Source organism: Emticicia sp. SJ17W-69 (genome assembly GCF_051209875.1).
Lineage (GTDB): Bacteria > Bacteroidota > Bacteroidia > Cytophagales > Spirosomataceae > Emticicia.
Genome location: NZ_JBNTQY010000001.1, coordinates 2,114,346 through 2,130,941, shown reverse-complemented (window position 1 = coordinate 2,130,941; position 16,596 = coordinate 2,114,346). Strand labels below are relative to the sequence as shown.

11 protein-coding genes are annotated in these 16,596 nt (G+C 35.1%); 5 read left to right on the top strand and 6 right to left on the bottom strand.

Annotated features, from left to right (window positions below; all coding sequences use genetic code 11):
- Positions 1-73: 73 nt before the first annotated feature.
- The 6 genes from ACQUQZ_RS08810 to cobA form a co-directional block, all read right to left on the bottom strand.
- Positions 74-1,369 (bottom strand): NarK family nitrate/nitrite MFS transporter, encoded by a 1,296-nt coding sequence (locus tag ACQUQZ_RS08810; protein WP_435354512.1) that lies wholly within the window; start codon positions 1,367-1,369, stop codon positions 74-76.
- Between the two features lie 197 nt (positions 1,370-1,566).
- Entirely contained in the window at positions 1,567-2,421 is an 855-nt protein-coding gene (locus tag ACQUQZ_RS08805) for an ABC transporter ATP-binding protein (protein WP_435354511.1), read from the bottom strand.
- Entirely contained in the window at positions 2,408-3,196 is a 789-nt protein-coding gene (ntrB, locus tag ACQUQZ_RS08800) for a nitrate ABC transporter permease (RefSeq protein ID WP_435354510.1), read from the bottom strand. The genes ACQUQZ_RS08805 and ntrB overlap by 14 nt, the downstream gene beginning before the upstream one ends.
- 86 nt (positions 3,197-3,282) lie before the next feature.
- Positions 3,283-4,488 (bottom strand): CmpA/NrtA family ABC transporter substrate-binding protein, encoded by a 1,206-nt coding sequence (locus ACQUQZ_RS08795; protein WP_435354509.1) that lies wholly within the window; start codon positions 4,486-4,488, stop codon positions 3,283-3,285.
- A 57-nt stretch (positions 4,489-4,545) separates the two neighbouring features.
- Positions 4,546-6,099 carry an alginate export family protein gene (locus ACQUQZ_RS08790; RefSeq protein WP_435354508.1) on the bottom strand — a complete coding sequence of 518 codons (1,554 nt, stop codon included), beginning with the start codon at positions 6,097-6,099 and terminating at the stop codon, positions 4,546-4,548.
- 1,011 nt (positions 6,100-7,110) lie between these two features.
- The gene (gene cobA / locus ACQUQZ_RS08785) at positions 7,111-7,863 is read right to left on the bottom strand and encodes a uroporphyrinogen-III C-methyltransferase (RefSeq protein ID WP_435354507.1); all 753 of its coding nucleotides are present in this window, start codon (positions 7,861-7,863) and stop codon (positions 7,111-7,113) included.
- A 311-nt stretch (positions 7,864-8,174) separates the two neighbouring features.
- Between cobA and ACQUQZ_RS08780 the strand changes: the two genes are divergently transcribed.
- The 5 genes from ACQUQZ_RS08780 (at position 8,175) to ACQUQZ_RS08760 (ending at position 16,592) form a co-directional block, all read left to right on the top strand.
- A complete protein-coding gene (locus ACQUQZ_RS08780; protein WP_435354506.1) occupies positions 8,175-9,638 on the top strand; it encodes an ATP-binding protein in 1,464 nt (487 codons plus the stop codon).
- A gap of 23 nt (positions 9,639-9,661) precedes the next feature.
- On the top strand, positions 9,662-10,315 hold the full coding sequence (locus ACQUQZ_RS08775) for a response regulator (protein ID WP_435354505.1): 654 nt from the start codon (positions 9,662-9,664) through the stop codon (positions 10,313-10,315).
- 248 nt (positions 10,316-10,563) lie between these two features.
- Complete coding sequence (nirB, locus tag ACQUQZ_RS08770) at positions 10,564-13,083, top strand: nitrite reductase large subunit NirB (RefSeq protein ID WP_435354504.1); 2,520 nt, start codon at positions 10,564-10,566, stop codon at positions 13,081-13,083.
- Between the two features lie 93 nt (positions 13,084-13,176).
- Complete coding sequence (gene nirD, locus ACQUQZ_RS08765; protein ID WP_435354503.1) at positions 13,177-13,527, top strand: nitrite reductase small subunit NirD; 351 nt, start codon at positions 13,177-13,179, stop codon at positions 13,525-13,527.
- 206 nt (positions 13,528-13,733) lie between these two features.
- A complete protein-coding gene (locus ACQUQZ_RS08760; protein ID WP_435354502.1) occupies positions 13,734-16,592 on the top strand; it encodes a 3-coathanger stack domain-containing protein in 2,859 nt (952 codons plus the stop codon).
- The last annotated feature ends 4 nt before the right edge of the window (positions 16,593-16,596 follow it).

Genomic DNA, 16,596 nt, shown 5'->3' with positions numbered 1-16,596 from the left:
TAATTGTATTTCTAAGTGTGTTTACATCCCCCGCTAACTTTATCAGGACGGGGCGGGGGATATAATTATGGAGTTAAGCCAAATTCTCAACCAACTCGCTTTTCTCCACTTTTGCTGTTTTATTAAACTTCGTTACAAGAATCAATAAAGCGGCAACGATGGCAGCCATTCCTACATATTGAAAAGCCTCTGCATAAGTTAATTTATCTGATTTAAACAAAAATCCCATCATCATTCCGCCGATATTTCCACCTGCACCAACGATTCCTGCTACTAAACCTACATTTTTTGAGTTAATGAAAGGTGTAAGAGCATAATTTGCTCCGTTTGCCATTTTCAAGAATAATGCAAAAAGAATCATCGAACCAATAGCCATTGGTAATGTGTTTGATGAAGCAAAGAATATTAAACCAAGCCCTTCTAAGGCAATCAAAAGTGCTAATAACTTCCCTTTTCCTGATAGGCCTTTTGTTTTACCAATTTTATCGGCCCAAATTCCGCCTAATGCACGAGCAAAAATATTCATAAACCCAAATAAGCCTGCCAATAAACCAGCCATCTTTTGGTCTACACCAAAGTTATCGACAAAGTGAAGTGCAGCTACATTATCAAAAGTAATTTCCATTCCGAAACTCATGGCATAACATATCGACAAAGCCCAAACTCTCCAATCAGTTATCACTTCCATGATATTTGGTTTCTCTTTTTTAACAATGGTACGATTAATATCTTCGTAGTTTCCTTCAGGAGAATCTTTTGTAAATTTAAAATAAAGCACTGCACAAATCAACAATAAAGTTCCTGGAACAATCATAGCCAAACGCCATGCTTCACCTTTGGTATAACCCAAACCGACGATTCCTGCAAAAATCAAAGGCATAACCATGTTTGTTATTCCTCCTCCCAAATTTCCCCAACCGCCAGCGACTGCATTGGCTGTACCTTTGATATTTGGAGCAAACATCACCGAAGTGTGGTATTGCGTAATTACGAAAGATGCTCCAATAACACCAATTGCCAAACGAAAAAGCAAAAATGTTTCGTAAGAATGAGATAAACCTACCAAAAATACAGGAATTGAACAAAGTACAAGCAATGAGGTATAGGTTTTACGAGGGCCCCAAGTATCGCAAAGGCGACCAATGAGCAAACGAGCAATAATAGTTGCAGAAACCGATGCAATGATGATATTTCCGACTTGACCTTTGGTTAAGCCTAAATCTTCACGAATCGTTGGCATGAGTGGAGCAAGTCCAAACCAGCCAAAAAAGCACATAAAGAATGTAAACCACGTAATGTGAAATGTACGCATTTGTACGCCTGAAAAATTCAGTACGTTTAGAGACGAAAGTGGTTGATTATTTTTCATTTTTTCTTTGATTGACAGTTTAAAAATATTAGTTATTTTTACTTATTTTAATGAGTATAAATACTCAAAAATTGACAGCTTTATGGAAAAATCCCAATCGGTAATACCAATAGGGATTATGTATATTTTGGCTGTCAACCAAATAGTAAAACAAGTTTCCAACTTGTGTAAAAGAAACAAGTTGGAAACTTGTTTTACTACAAATCTTCAATTGAGAATTTATCAAATAATAAATTCAATAATTTATCGTGTACTTCAATGTATTCAGGTAAGTGAATAATATCTTTCTTGTTTCTTGGGCGAGCCAAAGGAATATCAACGATTTCTTTGATGGTTGCCGCTGGGCCATTATTCATTACCACTACTCTATCCGACAAGAAAATCGCTTCTTCAATGTCGTGCGTAACCATCACGATGGTTTTATTTCTATTATCCAAATTCCAAAGTTTGAGCAGCTCGATGTGCATCGAACCTTTAGTCAAAGCATCTAAAGCTCCGAAAGGCTCATCCAATAATAAAATACTTGGATTGATTGAAAATGCACGAGCAATAGCTACTCGTTGCTTCATTCCACCAGATAATTGGCTTGGAAGTTTGTCTTTGTGTTCCCACAAATTCACCATATTGAGGTTTTTCTCAACTAATTCAATTTTTTCGGCTTTGGTTAAATGTGGTAAAACAGAATCAACTGCTTCAAAAACATTTTTATAAACCGTTAGCCAAGGCAACAATGAATAGTTTTGAAAAACAATGCCACGGTCAGGGCCTGGCCCATTTACTACTTTGTTATTAGCAATTACTTCGCCTGATGAGGGAGAAACCATTCCCGAAATTGTATTCATCAAAGTTGATTTTCCACAACCTGAGTGACCAATGATGCTTACAATTTCGCCTTTGCCAATTTCAAGACTAATATCTTTTACTGCCGTGAAAGTACCTTTTCCTTTCGATTTGAATGAAACAGTTACATCTTTGATTTCGATGCTTGTTTCAGTAATAATTTTATGAAACGATGACGAATCATCTATTAATAGTTCATTATTTGCTTTCATAACTAAATGCTTTTTGAAGTACATTAAAAACTTTATCAAACAATAACCCCACAATTCCGATAATCAAGATTGCTGAAAGGATTTTTTCAAGACTCAACCCATTCCAAGAATCCCACACAAAAAAGCCAATTCCAACACCGCCTGAAAGCATTTCTCCTGCAACAATCACCACCCAAGCAATACCTATCGACAAGCGAAGTCCAGTAATTATGTGCGGCAAAGCAAAAGGAATCAAGATTTTAGTGATGTATTTCCAACGAGAAAAACCAAATGCTTTTCCTACATTTTTATGGTCGGTAGGAATGGTCGAAACACCAAAAGCAGTATTGATTAAAGTCGGCCAAAGTGAGGTAATCATAATAATGAAAATCGTTGCTTGGTCAGAAGCTTTGAAAGCCAATAAACCTAATGGAAACCAAGCCAAAGGCGAAACTGGGCGGAGAATCTGAACAATTGGATTTAATAATTTCATGCCGATTTTTGAAGAACCCATGATCAATCCTAATGGAATAGCAACTATACTTCCTAAGGCAAAACCCATAAAAACTCGCTTCAATGAACTCCAAAGTTGAATTCCGATGCCTTTGTCGTTGGGGCCATAATCATAAAAAGGGTCAGCAAGCATTTCTGAAAAAACTGTCCATGTTGCCACTGGCCCTGGAATTTCGGCTTTAGTTATGAATGTAACCAATTGCCAAATAGCTAAGAGGATGAACATACTTCCGATGAAGTAGAGCGTCCCTGCTGGCGAATATTTTGAAAGAATGTTTTTCATGTTTGAATAATTATTTTTGCTATCGGCAATCAGCTATCGGATTTTAAATAATACTGTTTGATTGCCGACTGCCGATAACTGATTGCTTATTTCTTCGTTGTTGATAAATACCCAGCAATATTATTTGGGTCAAAGTTTACATCAAGATTTGTTTTGAATGCTTGCATATCAGGTTGAACTGGTACGCTCATTTCTTTGGCTACTTCGGCAAACAAATCATCCAAAATCAATTTTTCGGAAATTCCTTTATAATCAGGAGCAGATTTTAACATTCCAAAACGAACATATTGTGCTAAAAACCACATGGCATAAGATTTTTTAGGTGTTGCTACAAGTCCATTGTTATAAAATGTCATGTAATCATCTTTGTATTTTTGCACACCCAAATCACAGCCTAAATCATTTGAACCTAACAAACGAGCCTCTAAAACCGCCACTGGAGCATTGACATAATAAGGTTTTGACAACCAAGCCGCAGCTTTTTTGCGATTTCCCATATTATCCAACCATCTTTGAGCTTCGATGATGGCTTTCATTACTTTCTTCAAATCTTCCTTTTGATTTGCTGCAAAATCTTTGTTTACAACCAATGCTTTCTCAGGATGATTTTTCCAAATATCTTGACTGGCGATGTGCGTAAAACCTACGTTTTGAGCAACTGCTACACCATTCCAAGGTTCACCTACACAAAAACCTTCCATGTTATCGACTTTCATATTGGCAACCATTTGTGGCGGTGGAATCGTGATAATTCCTACTGATTTTTGATTAACACCTGCCGCAGCCATCCAATTTCTTAGCCAAATATCATGCGTTCCTCCTGGGAAAGTCATGGCAAATGTTACTTCTTTGCGTTTTTTTATTTCAGCAATGGCAGTGTTAACTTTCTTCAAATCTTTGAAACCAACCAATCCACAGAAATCTTTTGATAGTGTAATGGCTTGTCCATTATTATTTAAAGTCATCGCAATTTTCATTTCTGAACCTGCTTTTCCGCCAATTCCTGTATAAACTGACATCGGCATAGAAAATAAACAATGAGCCCCATCTAATTCGCCATTCAAAACTTTATCACGGATATTTGCCCATGAAGCCTCTTTGCTCAACTCTACGTTCACACCATATTTGGCAAATAAACCCAACTCTTTTGCTGCCACTAATGGAGCACAATCGGTCAATGGAATAAATCCTAATTTTATCACTTCAGCCGATGTAGTAGTTTTGAAAGCTGAAATAGTGGTAGTAATGACAAATGCTGTTACTAAAAGTATATTTTTTCTTATATTTTTCATCGAGATTTGATTTTATTTTTGATAATTTCCTGAACATGTTAGAAACATGTGCTACAATTACTGCTTAATAGCCACTGGTTTTGCGTAGAAAAAGTCAGGACGAATATTCAACATTAAATAAGCCCATTGACCCGTTTTACGAGTTTTGTTCATTGTGCTTTGTTTCACATATTCGAGGCTATTGTTTGCTTTCATAATTGAGTATCCTAACTCAACAGAAGTAAATTTATTGAGTGTATAATTTAATACTAAGTCATATTCCATGCCCAACATTGGAGAGATTTTAGACCCAGCCACAGCGTCGGTCATTTTATTTGGCGTTGAAGCCGCCAATGCAAAATAATGTATGTCAAAAGTAGTTGTCAAACGACTTGCAGCATGTTTTACTTTGAAAAACGCATCTTGCAAACCACCTGCTGGCGAACCAGTTCCTACATAAAAGTAGTCCATATAGCCCCAATGCTTGTGCGGTGTGCCATAAAGTGGGTCAAAACGATGTGTTTCACCAGTTTTTAAAGTAAATCCATCATTTCCTGACAATACTTCATACCCTGGCCCGAAGCTAATCAAGCCTTTTTGAATCATAAAGTTGGCTCCATAGTGGTAAGCTTTACTGATACTCAAACCATCACGGTCTTTGCCTGATTGTAAATAAGCAAATGCTTGCCATTGAACTTTACCAAATTTTGAAGAAGCATTACCTACTTGACCAGTGAGCATCGCACCATAAGTAAGGCGAGAATTAACCCCTGTTTGATCATAACGTCTTCCATATACGTAACCTGCTGTAGCACTACCTATACTATCAATACGATATTTTGAAAAATCATCTTTGAAGAACAAAACCGCTAATTTTGTTTGCTTAAATTTATGGCTCAAATACGCCATTTGGAAAGATTTAAACATTTGGTTTTGTCCGTTGGTACTCACATTGTTTGCTACTACTGGAGCTCCACCTTTGCCACTTGTTGGCAAAAAACCTGTTGGAATAGCCAAAGTTACATTTTTGCTTGAAAGAGCGGTAGCAGGAGCATTTCCTGCTACATAATAAGTGCCATTTGTACCAAAGGCATCTCCGTTTTGATTGAATCCACCACCAAAATCTAATGCCCAACCTAAGTGTTGTGCTTTGAAGATAGCTGCGTCAAACCGGCGACCTTGTTGTAGCCAATCAAGGTTTCCCAGTAAGCGAACATCATCATAAACAAGTTCTTGGCGACCGATTTTTAATGAAAGGTTTTGAATCGGTTTAAACTTTACCGTCGTATCAGCAGAGTTTGCTAAAACAATTTCTGCCCATGCTTCATGAACTCCAAATTTGCCACCATCAGCATTTGAAATTGAGGAAGCATCTTGTCCCCAAACTCTTACATCTTGTACTGCCATTCCGAAAGTTACTCTGTCCCATTTGTAGCCAAATGTTAGACGTGTACGTTGCGAAGTAAAGGCTGAGTATTTTGTACCATACGGTGCGAGATTACCCAAACCATCACGTACTTCTGTGCGAGTTCTGACTTGTCCTAGTAATGAAAATTGCGAAAATGATGCTTTGAAAAAAGCGACTGTGAAGAAAATTGCAAGACCAAACTTGCGAATTAGATTTTTTTTCATTTGTTTTGAATTGAATTGTGAATAAATACCTACGTTCTGCGATTCGTTAGCCGACTTTGACACCCCCATGTCAGGTCGGTTTTTGTTTGGTTCAAGACGAAGCCCCCACTTCGACTATCCCCGATTTCTTTGTGCTTTTGTTGTCAGTTTGCCTACGTTTGCATCTTGTTTTAAATGTTAAAAATAAAAGGTTAGTTTTTAATTTTATTTTTCGATAGCCCCCACTATCGAAATTTTCTTTGGTTATTTATACTTATTATTATGTAATTCTCTTTGCTTATTCAAATGTAAAAAATAATATTTTATACTCAAAACACTTTTTAACATATTTTAGGCATTTTTACTATTTTTATACAAAGTTCTTCTAATTTTGAAACTTGTTTTAGGAAAAATACAATTTTATTTTCTCAAAAAATCATTTTTTGAAACCTATTTTTGAGATTTTGTAATTTTTTAATATTTTATTTCTCAAATTTCATCTTTGAAAAAGATAATTATAAACACTCAAAAATAATCAATCTAAAAATACACTTTTGCAAATAATATTTTGTCGCTAATGCTTATCAGTTCTACAAAAAATTGACTTCCATGACAATAAACATATACAATAGACTTTCTATCCTGTTTACAAGCAATTGAGGCAATTGCTTTATTTTTTTTAATTATTTCTAAAATAAAAAAACTATATCTGACTATCTTAATTACAACTCAGTGTAACAACCAAACGTGCCACACCTTCGAGGTGTGGCACGTTTCACTTTTCTAATATACAAAGTTTACTTAAAACTTCATTGCTGCTAAGGATGATGATTAGTAAAATACAAATGTTACACCTATCTACCTTGGTAGCTCAATGTATCAATTAAACGTGCCACACCTTTGAGGTGTGGCACGTTTCACTTTTCTAGATAGCAAGCCTGGCTATCTAAAAGGCTAGCTCAGTGTAGCAACCAAAAGTGCCACACCTTTTGGGCATGGCACCTTAAACTTTCCAATTTATATAGAGCTTCCTTATAACTTCATTTCTTCAACATAATCCAGTACATACTCAGGATGAAGACTTACCACTTCACCTATAATAATAACGGCTGGATTTGTGATTTTTGATTCACTTACTTTTTCAAGAATATCTCTGATTTGTCCGAAGACAGATTTTTGTTTACCTGTAGTACCATTTTGAATGATTGCAATGGGCATTTCTGATTTTCCATGATGTCCAAAAATAGCAGCAATTTCTGCTAATTTACTCATGCCCATTAATATTACCACTGTTGCCGATGATTGAGCAGCTAAACTTAAATCTTTTGGTAAGCTTCCATCACTTGTATGGCCAGTTACTACCCAAAAACTACGAGCAATGTCACGATGAGTAATAGGTATTTGAATCGCTGCGGCTACGCCAATTGAACTTGAAACACCTGGAATAACTTCAGTTGAGATACCAAAAGCTTTTGCATACTCCAACTCTTCATAGCCACGACCAAAAACAAAAGGATCCCCACCTTTCAATCTAACAACATGACCATGCTCTAATGCAAATGAAACAATTAAGCGATTAATTTCATCTTGCAAATAGGAATGTTGCCCCTTTCGCTTACCCACATTCATTTTAATAGCTTGTATGGGTGCATACGCCAACAATGAATCATTAGCTAAAGCATCATACAAAACCACGTCAGCATTTTGTAATGCTTTTATACCTTTTAATGTAATGAGTTCGTTGTCGCCTGGACCCGCCCCCACGAGTGTAAGCTTTGGTGTCATAATTATTAAGTATTTTTATTCAATTTAAAAATTTGTAGATTTAGCAGTAATCTAAACCTATCATATTATCTACACTTTTATAAAACAAATATTATGGATATAAAAATAAAACAATTATTTGTTAAAACTATATATTTCCCAAAGAATATTTTAAAATAATTCGATTTAGACAAACAATTATCAATAAAACACAAAATGAGTAAAATTACTCATAATCATAATAGTACAAAATAAATAAAAACTTTCATAATATAAAGAACTTTAAATGGCAGCTTGTAAGTTCCAAAAATATGCCCTAATTTTTCAGAAGTATGAATTTTACTTTCTTTATGCAAGACCTCGACAAACAAGTTTCACAACGATTAACACGCCTTTATTTGGTAGCTTTGACTGTCGTTGCCATGCTGTCTTTGTTTGGGCAAGTTTTGATTCAACAATCACTCAATGAATCAACAGATGATGCACATGTGGTAAATTTAGCAGGAAGGCAAAGAATGCTTAGTCAAAGACTATGCAAAATGGCAATTTTAATAACAAACAGCAATCAATTTCCAGAAGAAGCAGCCATCTATAATAAAGACTTTGCCGATGTCCTTAAATTATGGGCCAAATGTCATTACGGACTAAAAAACAGCAACTTGGTATTAGACAAAACATATTTGGTAAAGAATAGTCAAGAGATTCAATCAATATTTGCTGAGATTGAGCCAATTTTCAAAGTTATTTATTCAAATGCCAGTATCATTAGCCAAAATAAGCAAGAAGAGAACGGGCGTGAGATTTTAAAAAATATGCTCACCAATGAAAGACAGTTTTTGAAATTAATGGATAAAATTGTTTCTCAATATGACACCGAGGCTCAAGCAAGAGTAAGTCGTGTAAAACGCATTGAATTGATTTTGTTTTGTATCACAATTTGCATATTAATTATTGAAGGTTTTTTAATTTTCACTCCTTTGGTGAGGTATGTGAAAGAAGTCATTTTACGCATTACAGAATCTGAATCCGAACTACAATTTAAAAACCAACAACTCAACGAAACCAACGAAAAACTCATCAATATTCAAAAAGATTTACTCAAAGCTACCGAAGAGAAATATGAATTATTACGTAAAGAAGATAATATTCGGTCGGCGGCTTTAATGGAAGGGCAGGAAGAAGAACGCAAGCGACTCGCTCGTGAATTGCACGATGGAATTGGGCAGATGCTCACAGGCTTAAAATTAGATAGTGAAAAACTCAAAAGTTTACCTTTTATTAATGAAAAACAAAAAAACTCATTCATAGAACATCAAAAATTAATTGATGAAACAATTGAAGCTACTCGTAATGTATCTTTCAATTTGATGCCCTCGGTACTGTCAGATTTTGGACTATCGAGTGCGATGAGATTATTAGCTGAACGTACGGCAAATGCAGCTGGCATTAAAGCAACATTTAATGATATGACGGAAAATGTAGTTTTACCAAATAATATCGAAAATAATTTATATAGAATTGCCCAAGAATCGCTCAACAATATCGTTAAACATGCAAAGGCTAAAAAAATTGTACTAAATCTGTCTAATGAAAAAAACAAAAATATCATTCTTTCCATCACCGATGATGGTAAAGGATTTGACTCAAAAAAAACGAAGAAAGCCAAAATAACGGGCAACGGACTTGGCAATATGCAAACACGTGTACGATTACTCAATGGTACTTTCAAAATAGAATCGGAAATCAATAAAGGAACAAGTATATTTGTTAAAATTCCTTTAAATACTGCAAGCTAATCGACTCAAAACTTATATTCAACATGGCAACTAAGATAAAACTTTTGATAGTTGATGACCACGCCGTAGTGCGAAAGGGCATCCAAAACCTTTTGGAAGATGAAGAAAACATCGAAATCGTAGGCGAAGCCTCTGACGGAATGGAAGCTTTAGAAAAAGTAAAAACGCTAAAACCTACCATCGTTTTACTTGATCTCACCATGCCCAAAATGTCAGGTTTTGAAGTTGCAAAAGCAATTTCAGACAAGTTTCCAACGATAAAGTCTGTCATTTTCTCGATGCATAATAACCCCGAATATATGGTTACGTCAGTCGAAAATGGTGCGATGGGTTATTTACTAAAAGATACGAGTAAAGAAGAAATTTTAAAAGCATTAACAAGTGTTTCAGAAGGTGAAAAGTACTTTCCTCCTACAGTTTCGGCAATGATTATAGATGGTTTACTGTCTCAACGTAAACAAAAAGTTACACCAAAACTTAAAAACACTAATTTATTCACCAAAATCTCAAAAAAAGAGCGTGAAATATTAAAATATATTACTGAAGGTTTGAGTAGTCAAGAAATTGCAGAAAAACTTTCATTAAGTGTCAGAACGGTTTCCAATCATCGAGCAAATATCTTACGAAAAACCGATGTTAAGAATACTGCCGAGTTGGTGAGGTTGGCAATGGAGTAAGTTTAAAATCGAATAAGTTCAATCTATTATATTAATTCTGCGATAAATACAATTTACCAAAAAATAAACTACAAATAGTAAATTTTACCAAATAAAAACTTGCATTTTTAAAATCCGTAATATACATTTGATTAAAAATGAGTATTTATACTTATTTCACAAAAAGAAATTCAAGCATGATTGTGTTCAGAATGGGGGAAACGTACTGAACAAATTGATGCCGCAAACGTAGGAAAACATAATTCAAAATGACAAACGGAACTAAAACCCGTGTCGTTGTGGTGGGCAACGGCATGGTGGGCTATAAGTTTTGCGAAAAACTCATAGCTAAAGCGAAAGACCTATTTGAAATAACCGTCTTTGGCGAAGAACCACGCCCTGCTTATGACCGAGTTCACCTAAGCGAATACTTCGCGGGTAAAACAGCCGAAGACCTCACAATGGCTTCATTGGATTGGTATTTCGACAACGGCATCAAAATTCATCTCTCAGACCCAGTTACCAACATCGACCGTGAAGTCAAAACAGTTTCATCACATCATGGTCTTTGCATTCCTTACGATTATTTGGTTTTAGCCACAGGTTCGGCGGCATTTGTGCCACCTATTCCTGGTGTCGAAAAAGATGGCGTTTTTGTTTATCGTACCATCGAAGACCTTGACATGATGCAAGAACACGCCAAGAAAGCACGCAAAGGTGCTGTCATTGGCGGAGGTTTATTGGGTTTAGAAGCAGCAAAAGCATTATTAGATTTAGGCTTAGAAGAAACCCATGTCATCGAATTTGCTCCTCGTCTGATGCCACGCCAAATCGACCAAGCTGGCTCCGATATTTTGAAAGCAAAACTCGAAACTTTGGGTTTAAAAATACATTTGAATAAAAACACGCAAGAAATTGCTGGCGATGGCATAATCAATGGTATGAACTTCGTGGATGGTTCGAGATTAGATGTTGATATGCTTGTTATTTCAGCAGGAATCAAGCCTCGTGATGAAGTTGCCAGACTTTCAGGTCTAGAAGTTGGTTCTCGTGGCGGGATTGTTGTCAATGATAAACTTCAGACTTCTGACCCCAATATTTTTGCCATTGGTGAATGTGCTTTGCATGACCACATGATTTATGGTTTGGTTGCTCCTGGCTACGAAATGGCTGATATTGTTGCTACAAATTTATGTAACGGAGCAAAAGAATTCAAAGCCTTCGATATGTCAACCAAGCTAAAATTGATTGGTGTTGATGTCGCAAGTTTTGGAAACGCCTTCATTGCTGAGCCTGACTGTCAAACAATTGTGTATGAAAACAAATCGAAAGCGATTTATAAACGCATCAATATTTCCAACGACGGACAATTACTTTTAGGCGGAATTTTGGTTGGTGATGCCGAACAGTACAATATGTTGTTGCAAACTGTTAATAACAAATTGGTGCTTCCGAAAGACCCTGAAAATTTAATTTTAGGAGCAAGAGGTGGAGCAGAAGATAGTGGTGCGGGAATTATGAGTTTACCTGATGATGCTTTAATTTGTTCATGCGAAGCCGTGACAAAAGGGCAAATTTGCCACGAAGTTGCTGAAAATAAAGTACATACCGTAGATGGTTTAAAAAAATGTACCAAAGCAGGAACAGGTTGTGGAGGTTGTGTGCCGATGGTAAAAGATTTAATGCTCGGAACAATGAAAGAGCAAGGAATTTATGTCAGAAATATTGTTTGTGAACACTTTGATTATACACGCCAAGAACTCTTTGATTTAGTAAAAATCAACGAAATTAAGTCTTATGAAGGCGTTTTAGATAAATTTGGACATGGTGACGGTTGCGAAGTTTGTAAACCTGCCGTAGCTTCAATCTTAGCGAGTTTATGGAATGAAATGATTCTTGTGAAAGGAAACGACATCGCACAAGATTCCAACGATAGATTTTTAGCAAATATCCAAAAAGGTGGTACTTATTCAGTCGTTCCACGCATTGCAGGTGGCGAAATTACCCCTGAAAAATTAATTGTAATAGGCACTGTTGCACAAAAATATGGTCTTTATACCAAAATCACAGGCGGACAACGTATTGATATGTTTGGAGCTCACCTTAATGATTTGCCAGCCATTTGGGAGGAATTAATCGAAGCAGGTTTTGAGTCAGGACACGCCTATGGAAAAGCCCTTCGTACCGTCAAATCTTGCGTTGGTTCAACTTGGTGTCGCTTTGGCTTGCATGATTCGGTAACATTTGCCGTTGAAGTAGAAAACCGTTATAAAGGTATCAGAGCTCCGCATAAATTCAAAGGTGGCGTTTCGGGTTGCGTACGTGAATGTGCCGAAGCACAAGCAAAAGATTTTGGAATTATCGCTACAGAAAAAGGTTGGAATCTTTATGTTTGTGGCAATGGTGGAGCAAAACCACAGCACGCCCAATTGATTGCAGGCGATATTTCAAAAGAAGATTGTGTCAAATATCTTGATAGATTTTTGATGTTTTATATCAAAACTGCCGAACCTTTGACAAGAACAGCCACATGGCTCAATAAAATGGAAGGTGGTATTGCTTATCTAAAAGATGTAATCGTCAATGATAGTTTAGGCATTTGCCAAGAATTAGAAACTGAAATGGCAGGCTTAATCAATAACTACAAATGCGAGTGGAAAGAAGCCATAGAAAACGATAAGATTCGTCAAAGATTTACACATTTTGTGAATGCTCCAGAATTGAAAGACCCAAGCGTAGTTTTCACACCTTTAAGAGATCAAAAAAGAGCTTTGGAGTGGAGTAAATAATCAGTCAACAGTTATATATCAACAGTTTACTTACTATAAAATACAAAAATTTTAAATAAAATATTCAAGATTCTCTTTGGGGGAAGAGGCATTATGACAACTGAAACAATAACAGAAACATGGGTATTGGCTTGCTCATCAACTCAAATACCTGAAAATGGCGGAGCTTGTACTTTGGTCAATGGTGAACAAATTGCCATTTTCAATTTTACTCGTCGTGGCGAATGGTTTGCTACACAAAACCTCTGTCCGCATAAGCAGCAAATGGTACTTTCAAGAGGTATGATAGGTTCGACAAATGATGAACCTAAGGTGGCTTGTCCATTTCATAAAAAAACTTTCTCACTACAAACAGGTGCTTGTTTAAGTGGGGATGAGTATGAAATCAAGACGTATCCAGTGAAAATTGAAGATGGAATGGTATTTGTTGATGTATCAATGTAAGTAAATGTTTAAAAAGCATTTATGATTCATCATAGGTTTAAGTATTCAGAAAGGCTCTTTGAATCTCAAAGGGTCTTTTTTTTAGAACTTATTATGCAAAACTTTAAATTAGAAAAAAGTGTTAATACATTTAAGCATATTTTTCTAAAATTTCATTTAACAATTTCCTCAACGATTAAAAATACTTTTCACAACAAAATAAAACAATGAAGCATTTTTGCCTGTTTTTTATATTAATTTCATACAATTTATCTGCACAAGAAATAATAAAAGATATTGCACAATCAAACAAAAGTATAGTTATTGAAAGTACTTGCACTGTTGGCAATTCATTTTATATTTCAGCTAAAAACCTTGAAACAGGTATTAAATCATTATGGTTTACAGATGGGCAAACCTCAGGAACAATAGAACTTATCAATACAGGGCAACCTAATGCCCCAACAAGTTTTGAACGTATGACAGAATGGAATGGAAAACTTTTTTTTGCTTCTGGAAATCAATATCATAGAGATTTGTGGGTAAGTGACGGCACAATAAATGGCACAATAAAATTTAAAAGCGATATTGGAACATTTGCACAAGGAGATTTTGGCAAATTCTATAAAGGTCAAAACTATCTTTTCTTTATATCTCAAAAAGATGATTATGATACAAATGGTATAGACTTATGGCGAACTGATGGAACAACAGCAGGCACACTATACCTAAAAAGTCTATATACTTCAAGCGAAGTTGAGCCTACATTTTTAGATATTGAAGGAATTTTCTACTTCATAAGTTTTACCGATAATTCCTCTAATCGTACAGAGCAATTATGGAGTACAGATGGGAATACTTTTACTTATTTAGCAAATTTAACCTCAGAACCAAGATATTATGCTTCGCAAAGGTTTATAAAATTAGGCAGTCAATTAATAGTTGAACACTTCAAGGTTACTTCATCGGGCTATACTAATATTATTGAACTTTGGAAAAGTAATGGAACAATTGCAGGAACAGTAAAATATACAGAATATGATGCTGGTTATCGTTCAACAAGCAATTTTAGAGAATATTTAGAGATAAATGGCGTTCTATACTTCAACGGCTCTGACACAAATAAAGGTGAACTTTGGCGTACAGACGGAACGCAATATGGAACTTATGCTATTTCAAATTTTGCTGCAAATGGTGATAATACTGACCCCAGAGGATTCAATAATATAAACAATCAACTCATTGCTTTGGGCAATATCGAATACCAAAGTCGGCTTTTTAGAGTTGGAGCATCTAATTATGCAGAAAAAATCATTATTCCAAATAACTTATACTATAGTACGGCAAGCTACTTTGCCAAATTAAACAATCAATTATACTTTACCATAGGAGATAATATTTGGCAAACTGATGGCGTAAACTCCTCCTTATTTTATGCACACAATTCTAATTATAGCGTTTATAAGTATCATACAGCGAACAACAAGCTATTCTTTACTGGTAAAAATAGTTTAAATCAAGAAAAACTTTTTGTTTGTGACGGTACTATTGCTGTTGATTTGTCAATTTACCAATCTCAATCTTCGTTTGTTTTTCAAAAAATACTTGGGCAAACATCAAATATCATTTTCTTTTTAGCTTATGATGATATTCATGGATATGAAATTTGGCGAACTGATGGAACACAGTTTGGTACTTTTCTTTTAAAAGATATAAACACAGAAAAAGCATCTTCTTCTCCAAAAAAAATAATTAGTGTGGGTAATAAAATTTTCTATACAGCACGAAACGAAAAAACGGGTACTGAATTATGGGAAACCGACGCTTATACTTTAAACACTTCAATACATTATGAATTTACTACAGATACAACACAAAACTTTAACGGTTTAGCAAGCTTTAATGGAAAAGGATATGTAATGACAAATGGTACTGAATTGTGGGAAATTAGGAATACAGGTGTCTATAAAATTCAATCAGAAAGCCGAGAAAGTACCTATCCTGCCAATTTTACAATTTCCAACAACCGACTCTTTTTTACATTCAAAGATATTTTTGGAGTAGAACTTTGGTCATTGATTGGAACTTATGCCTATAAAGTTAAAACCATTTATATTTATACAGGTTCAAGCCCTAAATTTTTAACAGATGTCAATGGTACATTATTCTTTTCTGCTAAGAGTGAATATAGTGGAGATGAACTTTGGAAAAGTAATGGGGAAAGTAGTGGCACTGTAAAAGTAAAAGAAATTACCTCTGGGTCTGCCAGTACAATATTCAATTATTTATTTAATGCCAATGGTACTCTTCTATTTATTACTGACAATGGAAAAAAACTATGGAAAAGCAATGGCACTGATGCTGGTACTGTAATTTTAAAAAACTTTGGAAGTGGCATAATTTATAATAATTTCGTAAATTATCACGGCTTTACGTATTTTGTAGCAAATGACCCTATAATAGGTGAAGGTTTATATAGAACGGATGGAAATAATATCGAATTTATTAAGCCTTTAGCTCTTAATTTAAGTTCTCAAAATAGTTTTGAAATTGTAGTTTTTAAGGATTTTATCTTTTTTATTGCAAACAATACGCTTTGGAAAACAGATGGAACAAATATTGGAACAAACGTTTTTTCGTCCATTTCTTGTTCAGGGTTACTTAGTACAACCGATAATCTTTTTTTCAAAGGGTGTGATACTAATGGTTGTGAATTGTGGTCAAGTGATAATGTTCAAACCCAAATGTTAAAAGATATTAATGTTGGGAGCGGTAGTTCAAATCCAAATAATCTAAGTTTTATTAATGATAAATTATACTTTTCAGCAAACGACGGAATTAATGGTGAGGAATTATGGTATTATACAAATTGCCCAAATGAAAGAACTCTATCAGAAACATATCTCACAGGTGTTACTAAAAAATTAGAAGCAGCAAATTCTATCACAACAACTAATTTAATTGAAAATGGAGCAAATATAAAACATGATGCTGGTAAATATATAATATTAAATCCAGGATTTAAAGTAATCAATGGAGGTGTTTATAAAGCATATATCAATGGTTGTGCAACAGACAATAATTAACTCT